25 protein-coding genes are annotated in these 24,523 nt (G+C 68.8%); 15 read left to right on the top strand and 10 right to left on the bottom strand.

The window, feature by feature from the left end; genetic code table 11:
- Nucleotides 1-12 precede the first annotated feature (12 nt).
- Together ACGFIO_RS19260 and ACGFIO_RS19255 are read right to left on the bottom strand one after the other, a co-directional pair.
- Complete coding sequence (locus tag ACGFIO_RS19260; protein WP_392827619.1) at nucleotides 13-1,551, bottom strand: APC family permease; 1,539 nt, start codon at nucleotides 1,549-1,551, stop codon at nucleotides 13-15.
- A 56-nt stretch (nucleotides 1,552-1,607) separates the two neighbouring features.
- Nucleotides 1,608-2,246 carry a GPP34 family phosphoprotein gene (locus ACGFIO_RS19255; protein ID WP_392827618.1) on the bottom strand — a complete coding sequence of 213 codons (639 nt, stop codon included), beginning with the start codon at nucleotides 2,244-2,246 and terminating at the stop codon, nucleotides 1,608-1,610.
- A 249-nt stretch (nucleotides 2,247-2,495) separates the two neighbouring features.
- Here ACGFIO_RS19255 and ACGFIO_RS19250 point away from each other — a divergent pair, with 249 nt between their 5' ends.
- From ACGFIO_RS19250 to ACGFIO_RS19240, 3 genes are all read left to right on the top strand, one after another.
- Complete coding sequence (locus ACGFIO_RS19250; RefSeq protein ID WP_392827617.1) at nucleotides 2,496-3,341, top strand: helix-turn-helix domain-containing protein; 846 nt, start codon at nucleotides 2,496-2,498, stop codon at nucleotides 3,339-3,341.
- A gap of 43 nt (nucleotides 3,342-3,384) precedes the next feature.
- A complete protein-coding gene (locus tag ACGFIO_RS19245; RefSeq protein WP_392827616.1) occupies nucleotides 3,385-3,597 on the top strand; it encodes a DUF397 domain-containing protein in 213 nt (70 codons plus the stop codon).
- Between the two features lie 183 nt (nucleotides 3,598-3,780).
- On the top strand, nucleotides 3,781-4,914 hold the full coding sequence (locus ACGFIO_RS19240; protein WP_392827615.1) for a type III PLP-dependent enzyme: 1,134 nt from the start codon (nucleotides 3,781-3,783) through the stop codon (nucleotides 4,912-4,914).
- A gap of 49 nt (nucleotides 4,915-4,963) precedes the next feature.
- Here ACGFIO_RS19240 and ACGFIO_RS19235 read toward each other — a convergent pair whose 3' ends face one another.
- Complete coding sequence (locus ACGFIO_RS19235) at nucleotides 4,964-6,016, bottom strand: NAD(P)/FAD-dependent oxidoreductase (RefSeq protein ID WP_392827614.1); 1,053 nt, start codon at nucleotides 6,014-6,016, stop codon at nucleotides 4,964-4,966.
- A 33-nt stretch (nucleotides 6,017-6,049) separates the two neighbouring features.
- Here ACGFIO_RS19235 and ACGFIO_RS19230 point away from each other — a divergent pair, with 33 nt between their 5' ends.
- Nucleotides 6,050-6,664 carry a class I SAM-dependent methyltransferase gene (locus ACGFIO_RS19230; protein WP_392827810.1) on the top strand — a complete coding sequence of 205 codons (615 nt, stop codon included), beginning with the start codon at nucleotides 6,050-6,052 and terminating at the stop codon, nucleotides 6,662-6,664.
- Between the two features lie 362 nt (nucleotides 6,665-7,026).
- On the top strand, nucleotides 7,027-9,636 hold the full coding sequence (locus ACGFIO_RS19225; protein WP_392827613.1) for a glucosidase: 2,610 nt from the start codon (nucleotides 7,027-7,029) through the stop codon (nucleotides 9,634-9,636).
- A gap of 13 nt (nucleotides 9,637-9,649) precedes the next feature.
- On the opposite strand, the gene ACGFIO_RS19220 is transcribed toward ACGFIO_RS19225, so the two are convergent.
- Entirely contained in the window at nucleotides 9,650-10,600 is a 951-nt protein-coding gene (locus ACGFIO_RS19220) for an alpha/beta hydrolase (RefSeq protein ID WP_392827612.1), read from the bottom strand.
- Nucleotides 10,601-10,846: 246 nt separating this feature from the next.
- On the opposite strand from ACGFIO_RS19220, the gene ACGFIO_RS19215 reads away from it, so the two are divergent.
- Together ACGFIO_RS19215 and ACGFIO_RS19210 are read left to right on the top strand one after the other, a co-directional pair.
- Nucleotides 10,847-11,995 carry a sensor histidine kinase gene (locus ACGFIO_RS19215; RefSeq protein ID WP_392827611.1) on the top strand — a complete coding sequence of 383 codons (1,149 nt, stop codon included), beginning with the start codon at nucleotides 10,847-10,849 and terminating at the stop codon, nucleotides 11,993-11,995.
- Nucleotides 11,992-12,648 (top strand): response regulator, encoded by a 657-nt coding sequence (locus ACGFIO_RS19210; protein ID WP_392827610.1) that lies wholly within the window; start codon nucleotides 11,992-11,994, stop codon nucleotides 12,646-12,648. The genes ACGFIO_RS19215 and ACGFIO_RS19210 overlap by 4 nt, the downstream gene beginning before the upstream one ends.
- On the opposite strand, the gene ACGFIO_RS19205 is transcribed toward ACGFIO_RS19210, so the two are convergent.
- The 3 genes from ACGFIO_RS19205 to ACGFIO_RS19195 all read right to left on the bottom strand — a co-directional run bounded on the left by ACGFIO_RS19205 (nucleotide 12,645) and on the right by ACGFIO_RS19195 (nucleotide 15,940).
- Nucleotides 12,645-13,739, bottom strand: a complete 1,095-nt coding sequence (locus tag ACGFIO_RS19205) for a hypothetical protein (protein WP_392827609.1) — start codon at nucleotides 13,737-13,739, stop codon at nucleotides 12,645-12,647. The genes ACGFIO_RS19210 and ACGFIO_RS19205 overlap by 4 nt on opposite strands.
- Nucleotides 13,736-14,764, bottom strand: coding sequence for a helix-turn-helix domain-containing protein (locus ACGFIO_RS19200; protein WP_392827608.1), 1,029 nt, complete (start codon nucleotides 14,762-14,764; stop codon nucleotides 13,736-13,738). Before ACGFIO_RS19200 ends, ACGFIO_RS19205 begins: the two co-directional genes overlap by 4 nt.
- Before the next feature lie 156 nt (nucleotides 14,765-14,920).
- A complete protein-coding gene (locus tag ACGFIO_RS19195; protein ID WP_392827607.1) occupies nucleotides 14,921-15,940 on the bottom strand; it encodes a helix-turn-helix domain-containing protein in 1,020 nt (339 codons plus the stop codon).
- 570 nt (nucleotides 15,941-16,510) lie between these two features.
- Here ACGFIO_RS19195 and ACGFIO_RS19190 point away from each other — a divergent pair.
- The 4 genes from ACGFIO_RS19190 (at nucleotide 16,511) to ACGFIO_RS19175 (ending at nucleotide 18,261) form a co-directional block, all read left to right on the top strand.
- Nucleotides 16,511-16,921 (top strand): GNAT family N-acetyltransferase, encoded by a 411-nt coding sequence (locus ACGFIO_RS19190; RefSeq protein WP_392827606.1) that lies wholly within the window; start codon nucleotides 16,511-16,513, stop codon nucleotides 16,919-16,921.
- A 416-nt stretch (nucleotides 16,922-17,337) separates the two neighbouring features.
- Nucleotides 17,338-17,586 (top strand): hypothetical protein, encoded by a 249-nt coding sequence (locus ACGFIO_RS19185; protein ID WP_392827605.1) that lies wholly within the window; start codon nucleotides 17,338-17,340, stop codon nucleotides 17,584-17,586.
- A gap of 70 nt (nucleotides 17,587-17,656) precedes the next feature.
- Nucleotides 17,657-17,875, top strand: a complete 219-nt coding sequence (locus ACGFIO_RS19180) for a hypothetical protein (RefSeq protein WP_392827604.1) — start codon at nucleotides 17,657-17,659, stop codon at nucleotides 17,873-17,875.
- Nucleotides 17,872-18,261: a TIGR03668 family PPOX class F420-dependent oxidoreductase gene (locus tag ACGFIO_RS19175; RefSeq protein ID WP_392827603.1), complete on the top strand. Its 390-nt coding sequence runs from the start codon at nucleotides 17,872-17,874 to the stop codon at nucleotides 18,259-18,261. The genes ACGFIO_RS19180 and ACGFIO_RS19175 overlap by 4 nt, the downstream gene beginning before the upstream one ends.
- Nucleotides 18,262-18,263: 2 nt before the next feature.
- Here the strand turns inward: ACGFIO_RS19175 and ACGFIO_RS19170 are convergent, their stop codons facing one another.
- Nucleotides 18,264-18,560: a hypothetical protein gene (locus tag ACGFIO_RS19170; protein ID WP_392827602.1), complete on the bottom strand. Its 297-nt coding sequence runs from the start codon at nucleotides 18,558-18,560 to the stop codon at nucleotides 18,264-18,266.
- Between the two features lie 26 nt (nucleotides 18,561-18,586).
- Nucleotides 18,587-18,859 (bottom strand): hypothetical protein, encoded by a 273-nt coding sequence (locus ACGFIO_RS19165; RefSeq protein WP_392827601.1) that lies wholly within the window; start codon nucleotides 18,857-18,859, stop codon nucleotides 18,587-18,589.
- A 194-nt stretch (nucleotides 18,860-19,053) separates the two neighbouring features.
- Here ACGFIO_RS19165 and ACGFIO_RS19160 point away from each other — a divergent pair, with 194 nt between their 5' ends.
- The 4 genes from ACGFIO_RS19160 to ACGFIO_RS19145 are packed head-to-tail and all read left to right on the top strand — an operon-like array spanning nucleotide 19,054 to nucleotide 23,286.
- A complete protein-coding gene (locus ACGFIO_RS19160; protein ID WP_392827600.1) occupies nucleotides 19,054-20,325 on the top strand; it encodes an ABC transporter substrate-binding protein in 1,272 nt (423 codons plus the stop codon).
- Nucleotides 20,322-21,248, top strand: a complete 927-nt coding sequence (locus tag ACGFIO_RS19155; protein WP_392827599.1) for a carbohydrate ABC transporter permease — start codon at nucleotides 20,322-20,324, stop codon at nucleotides 21,246-21,248. Before ACGFIO_RS19160 ends, ACGFIO_RS19155 begins: the two co-directional genes overlap by 4 nt.
- The gene (locus tag ACGFIO_RS19150; RefSeq protein WP_392827598.1) at nucleotides 21,248-22,066 is read left to right on the top strand and encodes a carbohydrate ABC transporter permease; all 819 of its coding nucleotides are present in this window, start codon (nucleotides 21,248-21,250) and stop codon (nucleotides 22,064-22,066) included. Before ACGFIO_RS19155 ends, ACGFIO_RS19150 begins: the two co-directional genes overlap by 1 nt.
- A gap of 8 nt (nucleotides 22,067-22,074) precedes the next feature.
- Nucleotides 22,075-23,286 carry an ABC transporter ATP-binding protein gene (locus ACGFIO_RS19145; RefSeq protein WP_392827597.1) on the top strand — a complete coding sequence of 404 codons (1,212 nt, stop codon included), beginning with the start codon at nucleotides 22,075-22,077 and terminating at the stop codon, nucleotides 23,284-23,286.
- Between the two features lie 109 nt (nucleotides 23,287-23,395).
- On the opposite strand, the gene ACGFIO_RS19140 is transcribed toward ACGFIO_RS19145, so the two are convergent.
- Entirely contained in the window at nucleotides 23,396-24,418 is a 1,023-nt protein-coding gene (locus ACGFIO_RS19140) for an aldo/keto reductase (protein ID WP_392827596.1), read from the bottom strand.
- Nucleotides 24,419-24,523 lie beyond the last annotated feature (105 nt).

Below are 24,523 nucleotides of genomic sequence, written 5' to 3'. Positions count from 1 at the left end.
AGGTGGATCGGGTTACCGAATCGACGGAAGTTGTGCGCTGAAGGGATCCGGGTGGGCGTGTGGACGCTTCGGGATCGGCGAGTCCATGATCGAGCGTTCGGTGCCGCGGCCGATCATGGCGTATACCTCGGGCCGGCCCATCCGCATGATCAGCGCCCAGATCCCGCCGACGATCCCGAAGACCAGGTAGGCCGCCGAGAACACCCAGTGGAAGATCGAGCCCTCCTTGACCTGGAGCAGATCGCCCAGCCCGATCACCGTCGCGGCCAGGATGATGCTCAGGAGCAGGAACGCCAGGATCGGGGCGATGCGGGTCCGCCACACTGTTTCCTTGCGGCGGTTGCGGGCGAAGAACGCGATCACCGCGGCCGAGCAGCTCCACATCAGGATCAGCACGCCGAGGCCACCGACGACGGTCAGCCAGGCGAACAGGTAGACCAGCGGGTCGGCGCCGCCGATGCGGTAGAGCACGATCACGATCAGCGCGAGCAGGCTCTGGGTGACCGAGCCGACCACCGGCGCGCCGGTGCGGGGGTTGGTGTAACCCCAGAGGCGGGGGAGCACACCCTCACGGCCGAGGGCGAACTGATAACGCGAGACCGCCGCGTGGAAGGCCAGCAGGGCGGCGAAGATGCTGGTCATGAACAGGACGTAGCCGACGCTGATCAGTGCCTCGGGCACATGCGGCTCGACCAGCTTGAACACCATGTCGGTCTGCTGGCCGCGAGCCTGCGCGACCACCTGGCCGGGGCCGGCGCCGACCGACATGGCCCAGGCCGAGACACCGCAGAGCAGGCCGGCCAGGATCACCGACCAGTGCGTGGCCCGGGCGATCGTCTTCTTTGGGTCCTTCGCCTCCTCGGAGAGGACCACTGTGGCCTCGAACCCGACGAACCCGGCGATCGCCAGCACCATCATGGCGACCACCTCGGGGGTGGCGAGCTGGGCCGGGGCCAGGCTGGAGAAGCTGACCGCGCCGTCGGCCGGGTTGGCGACCATGACCGTGTCGTAGATCAGCACGACCGCGATCTCGAGGACCAGCAGGACGCCGAGCACCTTGCCGCTGAGGTCGACCCAGAGCTGGCCCAGGATCGCGACGATGCCCCAGGCGACCAGGGCGCAGACGAACCAGGAGACGGTGATCCCCAGGCCGCCGAGCACACCGGAGGCGACCACGCCGAACAGTCCGAAGAGGCCGATCTGCATCAGCGAATAGGCCGGTAGGGCGACGAACGCCGCCGCGACACCGAGCACCCGGCCGAGGCCGTGGCTGATGTAGGAGTAGAACGCGCCAGAGTTCACGATGTGCCGGCTCATTGCCACGAACCCGACCGTGAAGATCGACAGGATGCCGGCCACCACCAGGTAGACCAGTGGCACGGCGGTGTTGCCGACCACGGCGTAGATGGTGGAGATGGACCCGATGATCACGGTCAGCGGTGCGGCGCCGGCCACTCCGAAGAACACGACGGAAGGAACGCCGAGCCGGTTACGGGCCAACGCCCGCGTAATAATGTCCGGCTCAGCCGTGTCCTTACTCGCCATCAACATCCTCCCGGCCCATTGGTCGACATTGTGTTTCGTACGGTGGTGGCGGCCGACGGTGGTCACCGGCGCCCGGCGGTGAGCGCCGAGCCGACCGAAACCTCGGTGTACTCGATCAGCTCACGCAGATCCATGGGGAGCGAGGCGATCGCGTCGGGCAGCGTCTGGAACGCGTGCCGGTGCACCTCGAAGTCGTAGAGCACGTGCCGGGTCAGCCCGGTCGCGGCGATCAGACCAGCCAGCACCCGGTCGCTGATGTTCATGTCGAGGCCACGGACCAGCAGGTTGGCCAGGCGGGCGGGCGCCCAGGCGGCGGCGTTGCGCTGCTCGGCGCTGTTCGGCATGTAGAGGGTCTGCGTGCTCAGCATGCGGCGGCGGGTGACCGGCTCGACCGCGCCGAGGCGCATCAGCCGCTCGCCGACCCGGATCGCCGCGTCCTGGGAGAGGAACGCGAGCCAGGTGCGTACCTCTCGGTGCTGGGGTTGGGCGATCAACAGGTCGAGGATGTCGTGCGACAGCGCGTCGCTCGGTGGCTGGCGACTGACGATGTGCAGGTCGCCCTCGATGATGCGAAGCCGGCCCTCGAGCATCAGCTCGCCGAGCAGGGACGCGGCCAGCCCCAGGCCGGTCGCCCGTGGATGTAGCCGCGAACGGCCCGTCCGGTCCTCGTGCGCGATCAGAAAGTACTGGTCAGCCAACACGCTTGCCACGCCCCTTATAGACACTCGACCTAAATCACGCCTGCGGGACTGGCGGGCCCGCGCGAGAACGCCTTAACTCGTTGTCCGGTGCATCATGTACCCAACTCGGAGATCAAGACAAGAAGTCCTAGACTTCCAGTACGAAACTCGATGTCTAATGTGGTTGTCGGGGTGGACCCGACAGTGCGCCCGGTTCCCGCTTCACCGCCGGACGTAAAATTGGGTCCTGCATGGAGTCGAGGAGTCCTGGTGACCGTTGATGAAGGCCCTACGCTGCGACGCCGCCGGCTGGGCGCGGAGCTGAAACGCTGCCGGGAGGCGGCCGGCCTGACCCAGGAAGCCGTGTCGCGCCATTTCGAGTGGAACACCGCGAAGCTGACCCGGATCGAGACGGCCCGGGTCGCGGTCACCGCGCGTGACGTCCGTGACCTGCTGACTCTCTACGGCCGGCACGACGAGAGCTACCGCGACGCCATGGTCGAGCTGGCCCGGCTGTCCAAGGAACGCAGCTGGTGGACCGACTACAAGGACGTCCTGCGGCCAGGCAACTTCGTCGGGCTGGAGGCGGGCGCGGCCACCATGCGGGTGTTCGAGCCGGTGGTGGTGCCCGGGCTGCTGCAGACCGAGGCGTACATCCGGGCGCTGATGCGCTCCGGGTCGGACGTGCCCCGTGAGGTGATGGACCGCCGGGTCAAGTTGCGATTGCATCGGCAGGTCCGGTTGTCCGGACCGAATCCGTTGGAACTGGTGGCCCTGGTCGACGAATCCGTTGTGCGCCGCAACATCGGCGGCAAGGACGTCATGCGCAAGCAACTCCAACACATTGTTGATATGGCGCAATCACCCAATGTGACGATTCGCATTCTGCCCCTGGACTTCGGCGAACATCTCTTCCTCGGGGGCCCAGCAGCGCTTTTGGAGTTCCGCGAGACCACCCATTTGGATGTTGTATATCTCGAAGGGCTTGCGGGAGACTTGTACGAAGAGCAACCGAGTGAGGTTGCTCGTTACCGAAAAGAGTTCGATCGTCTGACCGTGGGGGCGCTTGACCATCGCGCATCCCTTAAGATGATCGAGGGTCTCCTGCAGGAGTAAGAACTCTTCGAGACAACAACATATCGAAGGGAGGTGCTTAGCGTTGTCTACGCATCTCAACGGTGCTGTGTGGCGTAAAGGCAGCTACAGCAACGGATCCGGCGGCAGCAACTGTGTCGAGGTGGCGTTCCTCGACACAGGTGTTGCCGTACGCGACAGCAAGAACCGGTCAGGACCGGCCCTCATGTTCACTCAGGCGGAGTGGAACGCCTTCGTGGACTCAACAAAGGATGGCGAGTTCGACATCCAGCCCTGAGCCTAGCGATAGGCACGCACCGATGGGAAGTGCTTACTCAAAGTCAACTTCTCCGGAGCGGTAACCATGTGCGAATGCTGCAACGTCCCTTGACGGGGCGTTGCAGCATGCTGCATTTTAATCGCGCCCGCGACCACTGTACGCTGGGCGTCGACTCGGTCACCCAACGTGAAAGAGTTTACGGTGCTGGACGACGCCATAGGTTTCCTTTCCTCCGACTCCACCGCACGGGATCCGGGTGATGCCGGGCCTCTGCTGGAAATGAGTTCCGCGCGCATCCGGGAAGCGGTTGCCGAATTCATCGACGCCTTCCCTGGAGTTCAACCTTTCTACGCGACGAAATGTAATCCGGACCCGGGTGTGCTACGGCTGCTGGGCGAGGCCGGCTGCTCGTACGAGATCGCCTCCACCGCCGAGCTGCGCATGCTCGTCGGCCTGCTCGGCGTACGCCCCGCCGACCTCATCTTCAGCAACCCCGTCCGGGCCCGCGAGCAGACCGCCGTGGCCTGGGCCGCCGGCGTACACCGCTTCGCCGTCGACTCCACCGAGGAACTGCGGCGGACCGCGGCCGCGGCGCCCGGATGCGACGTCCTGATCCGGGTGGCGACCGCGCCCGGCGACAGCCTGGTGCCCAGCGAGGGCAAGTTCGGCGTCGGCGTCGACGATGCCGTCCGGCTGTGCACGGAGGCCAGCGAGCTGGGGCTCCGCGTACACGGGCTGACCTTCCACATGGGATCGCAGACGCTCGCGCCGGAAGCCCTGGGCCGCCCGATGGACGACGTCCGCCGGGTGATGACCCGGATCGCCGCCGACGGCCTGCGGATCTCGCTGCTCGACATCGGCGGTGGCTTCCCGGCGCGGTACTCCGAGCGGATCCCGCCGCTGGCCGAGTTCGGCCGGGTGTTCGCGCTCAAGCGCAAGGAGCTGCCGTACGAGGTCGACGTCGTCGCCGAGCCCGGCCGCTGCCTGGTCGCGAACGCCGGCACGTTCCGTTGCCGGGTGATCGGCGTGGCCGAGCGGCACGGGGTTCGCTGGGCACACACCGACCTGGGCGTCTTCAACGGCATGATGGAGGCGCTGGAGTCCGGTGGCGAGCTGCGCTACCCGCTCAGCGACAGCCGTGGCTCGGCGTCGCGGGAGCTTTTCAACGTGACCGGGCCGACCTGCGACAGCCAGGACACGTTCGCCACCGAAGCGCCTCTTTCGGCGGACCTGCGGGAGGGTGACGAGATCTTCGTGGGTGCGGCCGGTGCATATACCGCTACTTACAGCACTCGATTTCATGGTTTTCCGACCCCTCGGGTTGTCATCATCTGAAACTCGGGGGTCACCCGGTCGAGGGGCGGAGGCCGGGCGGGCGTCCTTTTCAGGCCGAGTCCGAGGTGAACGGCGGGCCGAGCTCGGGCGGGCGGTGGCCGGACAGGATCTCCCGAGCCGCCAGGCGGGCGGCGGTCGGGGCCAGACAGACGGCCGAGTGCATGGTGGCTCGGTAGGCGCCGCTCCGGTCGTACCCGATGATTGGCCCTTGTGGTGGCATCGGGCGGGTGCCGACCGCCCAGCTCAGCAACCGCACCCGCTCCGCCCGGGCCCAGGCGGCGCGGAAGCGGGCGACGATCATCTCCGGGTCGTGGCCGGCCTCGGCCGCGAAGAGCAACTCGCCCGGGCGGCCCTCGCGGACCTCGAAGCCGGGTGCCGAGACGATCGTGCGGACCAGGCCGGGCGGGGCCGACGCCCGGATCAGCACGGCCGGCGACGTTTCGGTCAGGGCCGCGCCGGTCGCCCGGACGACCACATCGGCCGGTGCGGCGCCGGGGGTGGGGAAGGACGATCCGAGGTGTACGCGGGCCCCGGCCCGGCGGGCGGCCTCGACCAGGGCGGCGGCCATCCCGGTGGCGTCGACGGCGCCGTCGGTGGGGGAGTGCACGGCCCGCTGGGGTGGCTCGCGCAGGCCCGGCTCCAGGGCGGCCACCGCATCCCGGCCGACATTCCGGGGGCCGGGGTCGAGCGGGGGCTGACTTCGCGAGTGGCCGGGGTCGGGTGGCGTCTGACTTCCTGGGTGGCCGGGGTCGGGTGGCGGCTGATTTCGTGGGTGGCCGGAGTTGGGTGGGGGCTGATTTCGTGGGTGGCCGGCGTCGGGTGGCGGCCAGACCAGTGAGCCGCACCAGCGGTAGGGGATCTCGGGGACCTCGGCGGCGAGGCGATGGTGGTCGGCCAGGATGTGCGGGCGGAGGCGGGCCGCCACGCCGGGCCAGTGGCCGCGTTCACCGTCGCCGATCCAGGCGAACGACTGCCGGGTGACGCCCGCGCCGGCCGTCGGCTCGCGTTCGACGACCGTGACCTCGGCGCCGTCGCGGACCAGCTGGTAGGCCAGGCAGGCGCCCACGATGCCCGCACCCACCACGGTCACCGACGTCGGCATGCGGTTGAGTCTACGGTCGTGGATGACTGGATCATGGACACCCGGACGTCGTACGACACGGTGGCCGCCGCGTACGCCGATCTGACCCGGGAGGCGCTCGCCGCCGAACCGTACCTGAGGGCCGGCCTGGGAATCTTCGCCGAGCTGGTGGCGGCCGCGGGTGGCGGGCCGGTCGCGGACGTCGGCTGCGGGCCCGGTCACGTCACCGCACATCTGCGCGGGCTGGGCGTGGACGCGTTCGGGCTCGACCTGTCGCCGGGCATGGTCGCGCTGGCCCGGCGGGAGCATCCGGGCGTGCGGTTCGGCGCGGGCTCGATGACCGATCTGCCGCTCGCGACCGGGTCGGTGGCGGGACTGATCGCCTTCTGGTCGCTGATCCACGTCCCGGACGACCGGGTGCCGGGCGTGCTCGGGCACTTCCGGCGGGTGCTGCGGCCCGGCGGCCCGCTTCTGGTGGGATTCCATGCCGGCGACAGCGCTTCGATCAAGACCTCGGGGTACGGCGGGCATCCCATGAACGTTCTCGTCCGCCGGCGACGGCCCGAGGTGGTGGCCGATCGGCTGCGGGCGGCGGGCTTCGCCGTTGACGCGGTCCTTTCTCTCGACGTCGACTCGGCTCGGCCGGGCGCCATCATCATCGCACGCTAGGTTCCTAGGATGATCTAGACGGTGTGCCTTGGGCGGCGCGGCATATGATCTTGGATCAGCGCAGTAGCTCACCCCTGGTGCGCGGAGCGGCTCTGAGCACCAGGCCGACGCGGTGCTCAACCCCTAGTACGCAGAGCGGCTCTGCGCACCAGGGGTGAGCGCGGGCGTGGAGGCAGACAGGAGCAGGTCGGCGCAGCGCTCACTCCTAGTACGCAGAGCGGCTCTGCGCACCAGGGGTGAGCGCGGGCGCGGAGGCAGACAGGAGAGAGTGCGGGCCGCGGACTGCTTCGGGGCGGCAGAGGTGGGGAGACGTAACAAGCCGCCTGCAGAATCCGAGTGTGGTGTCCTGGTAGCAGATGGGGGTGAGCGGCGGCGTGGAGCAGGTGCGCCTGGCTCAGGCCGACTCCGGCGAGCAGGCCTGGCGGGCCTGGGGTCCCTACCTGGCCGAGCGCGCCTGGGGGACCGTGCGCGAGGACTACAGCGAACACGGCACTGCCTGGGACTACTTCCCGCACGATCACGCCCGGTCACGCGCCTATCGGTGGAACGACGACGGCATGGGCGGGATCTGTGACGACCGGCAGACGTTCTGCTTCGCGCTGGGGCTGTGGAACGGCGTGGACCCGATTATCAAGGAGCGGATGTTCGGGCTCGGCGGGGACGGCGGCAACCACGGCGAGGACGTCAAGGAATACTGGTGGTACCTCGACTCGACGCCCACGCACAGCTGGATGACCTGGCGTTATCACTACCCGCAGGCGCCTTTTCCGTACGACCAGCTGGTGCGGGTCAACGGGCAGCGGTCGCGCGAGGAGCCCGAGTACGAACTGCTCGACACCGGTGTCTTCGACGAGGACCGGTTCTGGGCGGTGACCGTCGACTACGCCAAGGCGTCACCGACCGACATGTGCATCGTCGTCACGGTCAGCAACCGTGGGCCGGACGAGGCGACCCTGCACGTCCTGCCCACGCTCTGGTTCCGGAACACCTGGTCCTGGGGTCAGCCGAACCGGCCGGTGCCACAGCTCACCGGCGGGCCGGGGCGGATCGCCGGTGAGCATCGGAGTCTCGGCCACCTCACCCTGCGGGGCGAGGGCGAGGCGAGGGCGCTGGTCTGCGACAACGAGACGAACTCGCAGCGGCTGTGGGGCATGCCGGGCACCACGATGTATCCCAAGGACGGCATCAACGACCACGTCGTGAACGGCGCGCGGACGGTCAACCCGGCCGGCGTCGGCACCAAGGGCGCGCTGCACTACGAGGTGACGCTGGCGGCGGGGGAGACGCGGCGGATCCGGCTGCGGCTCGTCCAGTCCGACGTACCCCAGCCAGAAGTTGACCTTGACATTGACGAGGTGATGCGCGAGCGCGCGAAGGAGGCGGATCAGTACTTCGCCGACCTCGTGCCGGCCGCGGCCAGCAGCGAGGAGGCCGCCGTGGTCCGGCAGGCGATCGCCGGGCTGATGTGGGGCAAGCAGTTCTACCACTTCGACGTCAAGCAGTGGCTGACCGGCGATCCGGGCTCGGGGCCGCCTCCGCCGGGCCGCCGCTTCGGGCGCAACAACGCCTGGTGGCACATGAACAGCTTCGACGTCATCTCGATGCCCGACCCGTGGGAGTACCCGTGGTACGCCGCCTGGGACCTGGCCTTCCACTGCGTGACCATCGCCCGCGTCGACCCGGGCTTCGCCAAGTCCCAGCTCCTGCTGCTGCTCCGCGAGTGGTACATGCACCCCAACGGGCAGATTCCCGCGTACGAGTGGGCGTTCGGCGACGTGAACCCGCCCGTGCACGCGTGGGCGGCCCTGCGCGTCTTCGAGATCGACGGCGGCCGGGACTACGATTTCCTGGCTCGCGTCGTACACAAGCTGCTCCTGAATTTCACCTGGTGGGTCAACCGCAAGGACGTCGGCGGCAACAACGTGTTCGAGGGTGGCTTCCTCGGGCTGGACAACGTCGGCCCGTTCGACCGGTCGGCGGCGCTGCCGGTGGCGGGGGTGCTCGAGCAGTCCGACGGCACCGGCTGGATGGCCATGTACGCGCTGAACCTGCTGGACATGTCGATCCGGCTGGCGCTGCACGACCACACGTACGAGGATCTGGCGACCAAGTTCTTCGAGCACTTCGCGCACATCGCCGAAGCCGCGTACCGCCAAGGGCTGTGGGACGACGAGGACAGTTTCTTCTATGACGTGCTGCGGCTGCCCGACGGGCACCGGCTGCCGTTGAAGGCGCGGTCGATCGTGGGGCTGCTGCCGCTGGCCGCCACGACGACGTTGAGCGCGGCGACGCTGAACCGGTTGCCCGAGCTGCAGGCGCGGGTGCGGTGGCTGCTCTCCCACCAGCCCGAGGTGGCCGACGTGATCAGCGCGCGGCGGCTGTCGCGGAGCGGCGGGCAGCAGCGGTTGCTGTCCATGGTGGGTCAGGACCAGTTGCTGCGGATCCTCGGGCGGATGCTCGACCCGGAGGAGTTCCTGTCCGCGTACGGGCTGCGCTCGCTCTCGCGGTCGCACCTGGAGAAGCCGTTCCACGTGTCGCTGGGCGGGTCCGAGTTCACCGTCGGGTACGAGCCGGCCGAGTCGACCAGTGGCCTGTTCGGCGGCAACTCGAACTGGCGAGGCCCGGTCTGGATGCCGATCAACTTCCTGCTCGTGGAGGCGTTGCGCGAGTTCGCCGCGTTCTACGGCGACGACCTCAAGGTGGAGTATCCGACCGGCTCGGCCACCAAGGTGCCGCTGACCGAGGTGGCCGACGACATCTCGCGGCGGCTGGTTTCGATGTTCGTACCCGACGGGTCGGGCCGCCGCCCGATCTACGGCGCGTCCGTCCTGTTCCAGAACCATCCCGACTGGAAGGACCTGATCGTGTTCCCCGAGTATTTTCACGGGGACAACGGCGCCGGCCTGGGCGGGTGGCACCAGACCGGCTGGACCGCGCTGGTGGTCGACCTGATCCTGCAACTGCACCGTTAGGTCGTGGCTTGTGTCAGCCCCGGCTGACCCACAAGTCACGAGCCAGCCCATCGACGATGTCCACGATGGATGCCCAGCCGCGCGGGTCGGGCATGTGCGAGGTGGCCACGCTGCGGACGTCGAAGCGGTTGCGCGGGGTGCGGTGGTCGGCCTCGCGGATGAAGCGGTCCTGCAGCGGAAGCGGGATCATCCGGTCGGCGGTGTGCCGGATGTAGGTGCGCGGGATGCGGCCCCAGGTGTCCTTGTCGCCGCGGGCGTCGGCCAGCGGGACCTGGTACGACTCGTCCGGCTGCATGGTGTTGAGCAGGGCCAGGAACTCGTGGTCGGTGGCGCCGGCGCACAGCGCTTCCTTGAGCTTGGCCAGCACCTCCGGGTCGGCGGTGCGGAAGTTGCTGCGGGTCGCGCCGATCACCTCGGGGTCGCCGATGCCCGCGCCGCCGAGTTCGAGGATCATGCTGCCGGCGGCTTCCGGTTCCATCAGGTACGCGCCCGGGCTGGGCAGGTCGACGCAGCAGAACGCCGAGCTGTAGACGAGCCGCCCGATCAGCCGCGGTACCTCGTTGGCGACCCGGCTGACCGTGGCGCCGCCCATGCTGCCGCCCCACAGGATGACCGGCCCGTTGCCGGCGGCGCGGCGCACGGTCGTGACGGCCGCTTCGACATAGTCGTCGAGGGTGATGCCGGCCATCGGAGAGCGTTCGGTGCGCAGTTTTTCCAGATCTTGGGGGCATTGGTACGCGCGGCGGAACTGCCCGTCGCCGAGGCCGTGGCCGGGTAGCTCGACGCCGACCGTGCGGTGGCCGCGCAGGGTGAGCTCGGCGTCGCCGCCCGCCCCGCCGTTGGCCCCCGTGACGATGACAATCGTGACCGCCCCCGCCTTCCGTCCTCGGGCGTGCGTGGTCAGCGCCGCGGCCGACGTCATCGCGGCCGCGCCTCCGAGCATTCCCCGCCTGCTGATCTTCACGATCGCTCTCCTTCCAGGGCTACCACTTGGATTCGTGGTGGTAGGCCCGGGGTGTGGATACCGCCGGGGGCTACCACTTGGGTTTGGGGTGGTGGGTCGGGGCGGTGTCCGGGATGCGGATGCCGCCGGGGGCTACCAGTTCATTGGGCGGGGGGACGGGGGTGCGGCGGCAGGGGGAGAGGTCGGGAGGGGAACCTACTTTCGTAGGGTCGGCCCGGGTGGGCGGGCGCCGGTAGCGTCGCGAGGATGAGGTGGCGGGCACTGGTCGAGGGCGGGCTGTTGGTGCTGCTCGTGGCCGTGGCCGTGCTCGGCGGGCTGATCACCGCGCACGTCGCCGGGGGCGGGGTGCGGCTGTGGGTCGTGGTCGGACTGCAGGTGCTGACCTCGGTGGCGGTTCTGGGCCGGCGGCGGTGGCCGGTCGGCGCCGGCGTGCTGATCGTCGGTTCGGCGTTGGTGCAGGCCGTGGTGGTGCTGGGCGGGGGCCTGTTGTTCGCGGAGACGATGCTCGCGGTCAGCGCCTGGGTGCCGCTGGCCCTGTCGGCGGCGGTCGACACCATTGTCGAGCGGGGCGTGCCGGCCCGGCGTACCGCCCCCGTCTGGATCTTGATCGGTCTGCTCACGGGGGTCAGCGTGCGGCCCTGGGAGCCGACGTCGTCCCTGGTGGTGAACGGGCTGCTGCACAGCGCGGTGGCGCCGCTGTTCGGGCTCTATCTGGCGGCGCGGCGGCGGAGGATGCAGCTGCTGCGGGAGCGGGCCGAGCACGCGGCCGACCGGGCCCGGGCCGAGGAACGGACCCGGCTGGCGGCGGAACTGCATGACATCGTCGCGCACCGGGTGACGCTGATGACGTTGCAGGCCGGGGCGTTGTCGGTGAGCGCGCCCGACGCGGAGACCCGTCGGGCCGCGGACGAGGTGCGGGACAACGGATCCCGGGCGCTGGACGAGTTGCGGGAGCTGGTCGGTGTGCTGCGCCGCCCGTACGCACCCGACCTCGACGGGGCGGCCGCACCGGCGCTGAACAGGCTCGTCGACGACGCGGTGCGGGTGGGTCAGCCGGTGCGGTTGACGGTGGACGGGGCGCCACCGTCGGCCCTGTCACCGGTGACCGGGCGGACCGCGTACCGGGTGGTGCAGGAAGCTCTGACCAACGCGCGCAAGCACGCGTCGGGGGCCGTGGTGCGGATAGAAGCGTTCTACGGTGCGGAGGAGCTGCGGATAGTTGTCCGCAACGGTGCGCCGCGGGGGCGGTCGTCGCTGGCCGCGAGCGGGGCCGGCACCGGCCTGGCGGGATTGCGGGAACGCGTGGAGTCGATCGGTGGTTCGCTGAGCGCCGGCCCGGTCTCCGGCGGCGGCTTCCGGGTCGAGACGGTGCTGCCGGCTCGGGTGTTGTCGTGACTCCCGGGGCGCGGATCCGGGTGGTGATCGTGGACGACGAGCCGATGGTCGTCCGGCTCCTGACGACGATTGTCGAGGCGGCACCGGACCTCGAGGTGGCGGGCACGGCCGCGGACGGCGCGGAGGCGGCCGCGCTGGTGGAACGTGAGCGGCCGGACATCGTACTGATGGATCTGCGCATGCCCGGGGTGGACGGCCTCGCCGCGACCGCCCGGATCCGGGCCCGGCCTGATCCGCCGATCGTGGTGGTCCTGACCACGTTCGACGCCGACGGACTGGTGATCGAGGCGTTGCGGGCGGGGGCGGACGGATACCTGGTCAAGTCGACGCCGCCCGGTGAGCTGGTCGACCTGGTCCGGGTGGCGGCCCGGGGACACACCGTGCTGTCGCCGGTCGCCAAGGACGGCCTCCTGTCGGCCTCGGCGGCGGTCCGCGACGAGCGGCGGCGGGCGCGGGCCCGGCTGTCCGAGCTGACCGGCCGGGAGCGTGAGGTGCTGGCGGCGATCGGCGATGGCCTGTCCAACGCGCAGATCGCCGCCCGGCTGTATCTGTCCGAGGCGACGGTGAAGGGTTACGTGTCCGGAGTGTTCGACAAGCTCGGCTGCGCCAACCGCACCCAGGCCGGCCTGCTGGCCAAGCAGGCGGGCCTCTAGAAGCCGAGGTGTTTGAGGCCCTCGTCGACGGAGACGTTCAACGGTAGCGCCTCGACCCAGTTCCTCCACCGGTCGCGGTCGTGCCGCCATGCGGCCAGGTAGTCCGTACACAGCTTTGGCGTGATCTTGAAAAGGTTGGTGCGGGCCGCCTGCAGGGCGGCGACGATCTGGGTTCGGCGGAACTGGGACATCTCGATGTCGGGCAGGCGGCGGAGGATGTCCTGGATCAGCGCGGCCCGGGAGCCGAGGAACTGGGTCCAGAACAGCCGGTCGGCCGAGCGGAGCGGGAGTCCGGCGTCGAGCAGCGCGAAGATGCCCTCGCCGAGGACGTCGCCGAACTCCTGCGAACCGGCCCGGACCGGGTTTTTGTACGGGTCGAAGGCTCGCTGCGCGAACCGCCCGTGCACCGCGCACGACGTGATCGTGTCGCCGTCCAGCAGAAACAGCCAGTCCTCGTTGTAGACGTCCGGGAACAGTGAGGTGGTCCGGGAACCCCGGGTCAGCATCGCGCCGCCACCGATGAAGGTGCCTTGCAGGGCACCGACATGCCGGTAGGCGTGGCAGACCACGGAGTTGTCGGGGAAGCCGGTGTTCTCCAGCCCGATCACCTGGTATCGGTCGAGCAGGGAGGCCGCCCGCATCACCTCGGCGGCCGCCACCCCCTCGATGTCGTCGTCGAGGAACAGGATTCGCTCCCAGCCGGTCATCCGGGTCAGGGCGAGTCCGAGGTTGCGCTTGGGTGAGGTGTCGTTGGCGCGGGCGAACGGGGTGCGGGCCAGCAGCGCGGTGGTGAGCAGGGGCGGAAGCACGGTCGGCGCGGTCACGTCGACCGCCCTGACGTGTTCACCCCAGCGGGATCTGACCTCGGGTGCCCGTGCCGCGTAGCTGCACAGCACCACCAGGGTGGCGTTCAGGTCGTCGGCGATCGCGACGGCCGGGCCCAGTTCGGACGCGGGCCGGGCGGAGGGCACGATGACGGCGTCGACCGGGGCGGTGCCGGGCAGCCCGGTTACACGGTCGAGGAGCCGGCGGTGCGACGGGCGCTGCGGATGCGTGATCTCGTTCCGCGTTTCGTGGAGCGCACCAGTCAAGCGACGTCCTCCGGCCACTCGTGCAGGCGGTCGTCGGCCAGGGTCCAGTCCGGGACGACGACTTCGTTGGCGACGATCTTCACACGGCAGATCACGCTGTACGTTTGCTGCCGGTTCAATCGCCGGGCGGCGTGGGCGGCGTTTCGCTCCTGGATCTTCGGATCGGTCAGCGCGCGCACGACACCGTAGCTGCCCCGGCTGAACATGCCGTTGAAGATGGTCAGTGTGCGCTGGCGATTGTACGGATTAGGGGCCCGGAGGAAGTGCGCGACATCCTCCACCAGGGTGGTTCTGTCGCCTTCACGGCGTACCCGCGGGACCAGCCGACGCGGTTGCGACTCGCCGGTCCGCACGGTGAAGCCGCCCGCGTCCTCGTCGGCCGAGCGGGGGACCTGAGCCACCGGGATGTCGTGGAAGAACGGCATCAGCGCGCGGGTGACCCGGTTCCAGTCGACGCCGCCGAGTGCGATCAGGTGGGCGGTCAGGTCGTCGGTGGTCAGCTCGTCCGCGGTCCCGACGGTGATCGGGCTGACCGGGTTCAGCCTCAGCACGAACGGCAGCAGCTCGAGCAGGGCGTCCAGGTCGGCGTATTTGTACGATTCGATGAAGTTGGCGTCGGCCGGGTCGTCGTCGCCGAAGGTCTTGCGCCGCCCGGCCGGCAGTTGCGAGCACACGATGGTGACGGCCTCGCCCAGGCCGAACTGCAGTGGGCTGTCGACGGCGGGCGCCGGGCCGGCCACGTCGGTCTGCCGCAGTCGCAGCAGTTCGGCGTGCAGCCGGTTGTAGACGCCGCGCTCGGCCTCGGTGAACTGGTTGAGCGGGCGCAGAGCGGGCCGGCCCTCGGGAACGGCGGCGAAGATCCGCGCGAGCTCGTCGATGCGGCGTACCGGCGGAGTCGTCGTCTTTTCCCACGAGGAGATCAGCGGCACGCTGACTTTCAGTGCCTTGCTCAGTTTCAGCTGGGTCAGGCCCGCGCTGTCCCGAAGGGCGCGTAGACGCGCGGCCAGCGGGGTGACGCTCGGCATCGTCGCCGCTCCCTTCAGTGAAGTTCAGCCGCTCGGCTCGAAGGAGGTGCGCACAGGTTATGCCTTGCGGAGGGCGGAGTAAATGAGCCTGGGCCGGCGTCGGATCTCGGCTCTCAGGCTACTTCAGGTGAGGACTGAACAATCGTGCTGAAGTCCTTACAGGCCGGAGTTCGCCGCCCATTCGTGGAGGCAGTGTCCCGGCTGGGTCCAGTCCGGAACGACGACCTGGCGGGCGACGACCTGGACGCGGCAGACGATGCTGTAGGTGTCGCGGCCCGCGAGCCGCTTCGCCATGTGCGCGGCGTTGCGGTCCCGCACGTGCGGGTCGGTCAGTGACCGGACGATCCCGTGCGTGCCCTTGCTGTACATGCCGTTGAAGACGGTCAGAGTCCGGTCGCTGTTGAACGGGTTGGGTGCCCTGAGGAAATGAGCCACGTCCTCGATCAGCGACGCCCAGTCGCCATGCGGCTCGACCCGGGGGAACAGCTGCCGGGCCGCGCCGCCGTCGTCGACCAGGAAACCGCCGGTGTCTTGGTCGAGGTCGCGCTCCAGCTGCCGGATCGGCAGATCGGGGATGTGGGACAGCAGCGCGGCGGTCACCGGGTTCCAGTCGACGCCGCCGAGCGAGATGAGATGTTCCGCCCGGTCGTCGGGGCTCAGCTCGTCGGCGGTGCCCACGATGATCCGGCTTTGCGGGTTCTCGGCGCCGATCGCCGGCAGAAGGGCCAGCAGGGCATCGAGGTCGGCGAGCCGGTACGCGTCGATGTGGTCGGCGTCGCTGACGTCGACGTTTCCGAAGGCCCGCAACTTGTGCTCCGGCAGCGTCGAGCAGACCACCGTGATCCGCTGGCCCGGCGGGAAACGGAGAGGACTGGGCGGGCCCTCGCCGGCCGGCGGCGCCTGCAGGGCGAACAGGGTGAGCCGGAGCGAGTCGTATCCGGGGCTGTTGTCGGCGTCCGACCGGTCGAGGTCGGTGAGTCGCAGCGGGCCGTTCGGGAAATCGGCGAAGAGGCGGGCGTAGGCGTCCAGGCGGCGCTCCGGTGGAATGGTTCCGCTTTCCCAGGCCGAGATGAGCGAGACGCTGACCCCGAGAATTTCGCCCAGCCCGCGCTGGGTGAGATTGGCCGACGTGCGGAGGCCGCGGAGATGCTCGGCGAGCGAGGATGTTCCGGACACCGCTGGACTCCGTCCCATCCGGCCGGCTTCCAGGCCATGTCCAGGAAGTTCCGGCCAAGATCTGGATTTCAGTGAACGGCAGTGAATGTTCAGCCCTCCCCTGAAGGCTACCGTCCGGAGTGGTTCCAGCACTAGGCGTATCTGGGTTCGTGGCCGATTGCGCGCCTTTGGATCATTCAGTGAAAATCAATGAACGGGCTGCCGGTCGCCGAAATTCGAATAGCGTAATAGCAAATGGACGTTATTTGTACAGATCGGCGGGCGCCGGGGCCGGCGGCAATCCGCGCATTATGCTGATGGCTTGTCGAATTTGGAATCTGATCCGAGGACCGTGAATGAATATCGTTTGCCCTGCTCAGCGCCGTTGTTGTGGGCGCGCTGGACGCTCGCCGCCTCGGTCGTGGACCGCGGCAATCACTCGATGGGAGAAACCTTTCCCCTGATCGTGCGGCGTGTCCCAGCACAGTGGACCAATGAGTCGTCCCAGGTTTAGAGTGCGCCGTGCGTAGCGATCAGCCGGCTGAGGTCCGTCCTGCCGATGACAACGATGTCCACGGGGTCTTCGGGACGATGAGCCTCAAGGACCGGGCGGACTTCGGCGCCCGGCTCAAGGATCGGGAGACCGGCGGCGCCGTCATCGCCGTGATCGGCCCGCGCATCGTCGGGTACGTGATCGTCTCCTGGTCCGGAGCCGACGAGGACCAGGTACGCCGGCTGGCGCCGGACGTCCCGCTCATGTTCTGCCTCCGGGTCGACGAGCGGTACCGGTGCCGGGGGATCGGCACCAGACTTGTCCAGCGGGCCGAGGCGCTGCTGGCCGAGCGGGGCTTCGATCGTGTGCTCATCGGCGTGGACCACGCGAACGAGCGCGCGCGCCGGCTGTATCAGGCCCTGGGCTACCGGACGGTGGATGGTCTCGGGCGCCTGGGTGCCGAGGGCGAGTCCTACGAGGTCATGGCCCGCGCCACCGCCCGAGCGTGACACCTCGGCCGGTGAACGGTCCGGCCGTCCTGTGTCGAGCGAACTTCAGTGAAGTTCAGCTGGACGGACTCTGGATGCCCTGGCGCACGTCCAGGTACTCATCATCGGTGAGTGAATGAGTGAACGCGATCCGACAACGATGCATCGGCCGCGCTCTACTTCAGCCAAAAACTGAAGCTTAAGCTGAGGTTGTTGAACCTCTGAACGTGCCTTGGGGGTGACGGTTATGGCGGTAACCGCCGAGCGGGAACGCGGACCACCTCGCCCCCTGGTGCCCGCCGGCTTGCCGAGCCCCCGCAGCATCAATCGCGATGCACAAAATGGACGCCCCCAGGGGTAGGGCCCCGGGAGGCGTCCGGTAGCAGACTCACCTTTGGCCAGGGAAGGCCTGCATCATGTTTACGGTAGACCCCTTCTTGCCGATAGGAAATCACGACCAGGCATCCGTCGCGGCCGCCGGCGCGTCCGGCGATCTGCTCAGCGCCATCGCCGTCGCGGTCGTCATCATGTTGATGGGTTTCGCGCTTCAGGCACTCAAGAACATCGTCGGTGACTTCTGGTCCATGCTCCGGATGATGTTCTCGGCCCTCCGGGTGGCGGCTCTCGTGTCCGCCTCGCTCGCCCTGACGGTCGCTGTGCTGGTGTTCCAACTCGTCCGGCACTGACCTGGACGAAAGCCGTGCTCCGGCCGGGACGCCGGGGCACGGTCCGCCCCGTGGATCTAGAGTCGAGACCATGGAATTCGGGGTCGGATACTTTCCCACGCACGATGCTGTCGGACCGCCGCCGCAGATCCAGGTGATCTCGGTGCCGCCCGACCCCAAGGCGCTCGAGCGGCTCGACGCGATCGGCGTGGACCGGGCGCTGGCCTGGCTGCCGTCGGGGCCGTGGAGTGTGGTCGAGCCGGCCCTGGAGAACTGGGAGCGGGCGATCGGCGAGCTGACCGGGTCGTGACGCCGGCCGAGCGGTTCGCGGCGGCGCCGGTCGCGCGGCTCGCCACCGTCGGTGCCGATGGTGCTCCTCACCTCGTACCCATCGTCTTCGCTCTGGTCGGGGAGACCATCCACAGTGCCGTGGACGCCAAGCCCAAGCGGCACCGCGGCCTCCGGCGGCTGGCCAACATCGCGGCCGAGCCGCGGGTGAGCGTGCTGGCCGACCACTACGCCGACGACTGGACGACGCTGTGGTGGGTGCGGGCCGACGGCGTCGCCCGGGTGCTCGCCGAATCGCCGGACGGGCTCGACGCCCTGGTCGCGAAGTATCCGCAATACCGCGTGACACTGCCGCCGGGCCCGTTCGTGGAGATCTCCGTGCGGCGCTGGACGGCCTGGGGCGGGTGACGCTAGCGGCGGTCGGCGACGAGCTGGGCCAGGGCCTGGGCCAGGCGCATGGTGGCGGCGTGCAGGCGTGGCGGCTGCTCGGTGCGGCCGGGGTCGGCGTAGGCCTTCTGATGGGGGATGCGCAGGGTGGCCAGGAAGTCGGCGGTCGCGCGGAGTTCCTCCCACGACGCCGTGTCGACGGCCAGCTGCATGCCCAGGACGGCGGCCTCGTAACGGCGCCAGCCGGCGGGGCTCATCCGCTGCACGGCGACCTCGTGCAGGATACGTTCGGCGTAACGGTAGGTCGAGTCGTGGTCCATCGGTTCTCCCGACCTCTTCCGGATGGTCAGCGCGCGCGGGCGATGATCGCTTCGGCCACCCGGCGCAGCTCGGCCTGGTCCGGTCGGAAGCCCGCGGCGATGTCCGGGTGCAGATGGGTACGCGTCTCGGTCAGCAACAGCTCGGTCAGCTGGGCGACATTCTGCCCGGCGTACCTTTCCGAAATCTTGTCGGCCGCCGTGGCCAGCGCCGACGTGAGCTGATCCTCGAGCGGACCGCGCAGTTTCCGCTCGACCGGGCTGAGTGACTGAGGGTCCAGCGTGACCTGCGGTTCGACCATGCTGGCCGGATACCCACCTACCCCGCGTCGGCAAACCGTCGATGCCGGCCGCGGAGCGGGTCGAAGTAGTAGGTCAACCTGCATGAACTCATCCTAGGTCCGTTCAAGGTCAACGATGCGTTACGCGTTTGTGAACGGTGACGTAGGGGCACGGGACAGCTACGAAACGCCCCACAGGCACGGATGGAGGGTCAATGGCTGACCTACACCGGCATCGCGCCCGGGTCCTCGCGGCCGGCGCCGCTCTCGCACTGCTGGCGCCGCTGGCCGCGTGCGGATCCGACGAGGACGGCGGCACACCCGTCCTCAACCTCTATCAGTTCCCCGTCGAGAACTTCCAAACCGTCGTCGACCGGTGCAATCAGGAGGCGGCGGGCAAGTACCGCATCGTCTATCAGGTGCTGCCCCGCCAGGCCGACGACCAGCGCGTGCAGATGGTGCGCCGGCTGGCCGCCAACGACGACAGCATGGACATCCTCGGCATGGACGTCACCTGGACCCAGGAGTTCGCCAGCGCCGACTGGATCAAGGAGTTCACCGGCGCCGACAAGACCGAGGTGGAGAACGGCACGCTGCCCGGTCCGCTCGCGTCGGCCCAGTACGACGGCAAGCTCTATGCCGCGCCCAACAACACCAACGTCCAGCTGCTCTGGTACCGCAAAGACCTGGTGCCCACCCCGCCCACAACCTGGGACGAGATGATCCAGCAGGCCCAGCAGCTCAAGCAGCAGGGCAAGAACCCGTACCAGATCCTGACCATGGGCGCGCAGTACGAGGGCCTGGTCGTGCTGTTCAACAGCCTGGTCGCCAGCGCCGGCGGGCACGTGGTCAGCGACGACGGCAAGAAGGCGGTGATGGATGCCGGCACCGTCAAGGCCCTCGAGGTGATGAAGAAGCTGGCTACCTCGGGTGTCACCAGCGCGTCGTTCAGCAACGCGATCGAGGACGACGTACGGCTGGCGTTCCAGTCCGGCGGTGGCGCGTTCCAGGTCAACTGGCCCTACGTGTACGCGTCCATGCAGGGCGACGCCCCCGATCTGCTGAAGAACGTCGCCTGGGCCCGCTACCCGGGCATCGACGCGAACACGCCCAGCGTCACCACCATCGGCGGCTCGAACATGGCCGTCAGCGCGTACAGCAAGCACCCCGACCTGGCCTTCGCGGCGATCCGGTGCCTGCGTGGCCCGGACAGCCAGGAATATCTGGCCGTCAACGCCGGTCAGGCGCCGAGCATCGAGCGAGTGTACGACCGGCCGGACATGCTCAAGGCCTACCCGATGAAGGCGGCCCTGCTCGACGAGCTGAAGAACGCGGCGCCGAGGCCGCGTACCCCGGCGTACCAGAATCTCTCGACCGTGGTCGCCGCCCAGCTCTCGCCGCCGTCGCAGATCGACCCGGAACGGACCGCCGCGGACCTGAGGAAGTCGATCCAGGACGCCATCGACTCCAAGGGAGTGCTGCCGTGACCCTGCTGAAAGAGAGAACAGAGAAGACGCAGAAGCCGGCCCTCAGCGAGGGCAAGCGGCAGGAACGGAGGCTCGGCTGGCTGCTGTGCGCACCGGCCGCCATCGTGATGGTCGCCGTCACCGCGTACCCGATCCTCTACTCGTTCTGGCTGTCGTTGCAGCGCTACGACCTGAAGTTTCCCGACGAGCGGCAGTTCGTCTGGTTCGAGAACTACGCGACGGTGCTGACCAACGGCTACTGGTGGACCGCGTTCGGCGTGACCATGCTGATCACGGTGGTGTCGGTGGCGGTCGAACTGGTGCTCGGCATGGGCCTGGCGCTGATCATGCACCGGACCATCGTCGGGCGCGGGCTGGTGCGGACCTCGGCGCTGATCCCGTACGGCATCGTCACCGTCGTCGCCGCGTTCAGCTGGCGCTACGCCTGGACCCCGGACACCGGTTACCTGGCCAACCTGTTCAGCGACGGCGCGCCGCTGACCGAACGGGCCTCGGCGCTGGCCATCATCATCGTGGCCGAGATCTGGAAGACCACGCCGTTCATGGCCCTGCTGCTGATGGCCGGCCTCGCCCTGGTGCCCGAGGACCTGCTCAAGGCCGCGTCGATGGACGGTGCCAGCGGCTGGCAGCGGTTCACCAGCGTGATGCTGCCGGTGATGAAACCCGCGATCCTGGTCGCGCTGCTGTTCCGTACGCTTGACGCCCTCCGCGTCTTCGACAACATCTACGTGCTGACCGCCGGGGCCAACGAGACGTCCTCGGTGTCGATGATCGCGTACAACAACCTGATCAAGGGTCTGAACCTCGGCATCGGGTCGACCATGTCGGTGCTGATCTTCCTGACCGTCGCGATCATCGCGTTCGTGTTCGTGAAGCTCTTCGGCACGGCCGCCCCCGGCAGCAGCGACGACGGGAGGCGCTGATGAACGCCAAACTGCGCTGGGGCCTGCTCGACGCCGTCGTGGTCGTCTTCGCGCTCGTACCCGTGCTGTGGGTCATGTCCTTGTCCTTCAAGACTACCGCGACCTTGACCGACGGCAATTTCATCCCCCGCGAGTGGACGCTGGACAACTACAAGCTCATCTTCCAGACCGATCAGTTCGTCCGCGCGCTGGTCAACTCGATCGGCATCGCGCTGATCTCCACCTTCATCGCGGTGGTGCTCGGCACGATGGCCGCGTACGCGATCAGCCGCCTCGACTTCCCGGGCAAGAGCCTGCTCGTCGGCGTCTCGCTGCTGATCGCCATGTTCCCGCAGGTGTCGCTGGTGTCCCCGCTGTTCGACATCGAACGGCGGACCGGCCTCTTCGACACCTGGCCGGGACTGATCCTCCCGTACATCACGTTCGCGCTGCCGCTGGCCATCTACACGCTGTCGGCGTTCTTCAAGCAGATCCCATGGGACCTGGAGAAGGCGGCCAAGATGGACGGCGCCACCCAGGGCGAGGCCTTCCGCAAGGTGATCGCCCCACTGGCCGCGCCCGGCGTCTTCACCACCGCGATCCTGGTCTTCATCTTCTGCTGGAACGACTTCCTGTTCGCCATCTCGCTGACCTCGACCGAGCAGTCCCGCACGGTCCCGGTGGCGCTGTCGTTCTTCACCGGCGCGTCGCAGTTCGAGGACCCGACCGGAGCCATCTCGGCCGCCGCGGTGGTCATCACGATCCCGATCATCCTGTTCGTGCTGTTCTTCCAGAAGCGCATCGTCGCCGGGCTCACGTCCGGCGCGGTCAAGGGCTAGGTGAATCCATGGCTGACATCGTTCTCGACAAGGTGACCAAGAGTTACCCCGACGGCACCACCGCCGTGCACGGCATCGACCTGGAGATCGCCGACGGCGAGTTCCTCATCCTGGTCGGCCCGTCCGGCTGTGGGAAGTCCACCACCCTCAACATGATCGCCGGCCTGGAGGACATCACCTCCGGCGAACTGCGCATCGGCGGCGAACGGGTCAACGACAAGGCGCCCAAGGACCGGGACATCGCGATGGTGTTCCAGTCGTACGCGCTCTACCCGAACATGACAGTGCGGGAGAACATGGCCTTCCCGCTGAAACTGGCCAAACTCCCCAAGGCCGAGATCGACAAGAAGGTCGGCGACGCGGCCAAGGTCCTCGACCTGACCGAGTACCTCGACCGCCGGCCGGCCAACCTCTCCGGCGGGCAGCGGCAGCGGGTGGCCATGGGCCGGGCCATCGTCCGCAGCCCCAAGGTGTTCCTGATGGACGAGCCGCTGTCCAACCTGGACGCCAAGCTGCGGGTGCAGATGCGCACCCAGGTGTCGCGGCTGCAGAAGCAGCTCAACACGACCACCGTGTACGTCACCCACGACCAGACCGAGGCGATGACCCTGGGCGACCGGGTGGTGGTCATGCGGGGCGGGCGCATCCAGCAGGTCGGCGACCCGCAGACGTTGTACGACCACCCGACCAACCTGTTCGTGGCCGGCTTCATCGGCTCGCCGTCGATGAACTTCCTGCCCGCGACCGTGGCCGGCGGCTCTCTGAAAACGGCGTTGGGTGACCTGCCGCTGGGTTCCCGTCTGCAGCGCATGCTGGCCGCCGGGGACGCGCCGCGCGAGCTGGTGCTGGGCATCCGCCCCGAGCACTTCGAGGACGCGGCGCTGGTCGAGGATCGCCAGAGATCCCACGGGTACGAGTTCACGGCGCCCGTGGATCTGGTGGAGTCGATGGGCTCCGACAAGTACGTCTACTTCAACGTCGAGGGCGGGGCGGCGACCGCGGCCGACCTGGCCGACCTGGCCGCCGACGCGGGCGGCGCCGACCTGCCCGCCCAGAACCAGGCCGGCCTGGTGACCCGGCTGTCGGCCGAGTCCCGCGTGCGTGACGGTTCCTCGCTGAAGGTGTGGATGAACCTCGACAAGATCCACCTGTTCGACCCCAAGGACGGCCGCAACGTGACCCTCCACGAAGGACGGGCGGCGGGCGTGGCAGCGTCCTGATCGAGCCGGCAGATGCGTATTTGTGCTCAGAGCGTTCTGAGCACGAATACGCATCGCCGAACCAGCGCCGCCGCGCCGGGTCCTGCACCTCCACCACCGCCGGTGGGCGTCAGCTGAGCGCGCGGTCGCGCTGGTCGACGCCCAGTTCGCCGTACGGGTAGTCCGGGGCGTGCAGGTCGCTCGCCTCGTCCAGGACGGCCGTCTCGGCGTCGGTCAGGTGCAGGCCGGCGGCGCTCAGATTGGTGGCCAGCTGGTCGACCGTGCGCGCGCCGAGGATCGTCGAGGTCACCCCGGGGCGGTCGATCACCCAGGACAGGGCCACCTCGGCCATCGAGACGCCGCGGCCCTCGGCGACCCGCTGCACCGCGTCGACGACGGCCCAGGTGCGGTCGGTGCCGCGGCGGTCGTACGCCTCCATGCCCCGCCGCGGGTTGTCGCCCAGCCTGGTGTCGCCGCTCGGCCGCTGGTCACGGGTGTACTTGCCGGTCAGCCAGCCGCCGCCCAGCGGGCTCCACGGCAGCATCCCCAGCCCGGCGTCCTGAGCGGCCGGCACGATCTCCCACTCGATCTCGCGCACCAGCAGGCTGTACTGCGGCTGCAGGCTCACCGGGGCGGCCAGCCCGAGCTCGCGGGCCCGGGCCACCGCCTTGGTCAGCTGCCAGCCGGTGAAGTTGGAGAAACCGTAGTAGCGGATCTTGCCGGCCCGTACGAACGAGTCCATCGCCCGCAGGGTCTCGTCGATCGGGGTCAGCGGATCCCACGCGTGCGCCTGGTAGAGGTCGATCGCGTCCACGCCGAGGCGGGTCAGCGACGCGTCCAGCGCCCGGGTCAGGTGGCGGGTGGACAGGCCCAGCCCGTTCGGGTCGCCGGCCATCGCGAACCGGCCCTTGGTGGCCAGCACGATCCGCTCGGTCACCTCGGCCGGGCGCGACGCGAACCAGTGGCCGATGATCCGCTCCGACTCGCCCTTGGAGTAGACGTCCGCGGTGTCCACGAACGTGCCGCCCTGCTCCACGAACAGGTCGAGCTGGGCGTGTGAGACCTTTTCGTCGGACTCGTTGCCGAACGTCATGGTGCCCATGCAGTGGGCGGAAACGGCGCAGCCGCTGCGCCCCAGCAGTCGATATTCCATGAGTTGAACCTATGCCCACCGAACGCAACACCATTCGACCCTGATCGAAAACGCCCGGATTGTTCGGAAGCTGACAGTCCAGGTGGTTGTGTGGGGAACTCGGAC

The organism is Actinoplanes sp. NPDC049265, assembly GCF_043197135.1.
GTDB lineage: Bacteria > Actinomycetota > Actinomycetes > Mycobacteriales > Micromonosporaceae > Actinoplanes.
The sequence above is the reverse complement of the archived record's forward strand: the minus strand, read 5'-3'. Positions and strand labels throughout refer to the sequence as shown.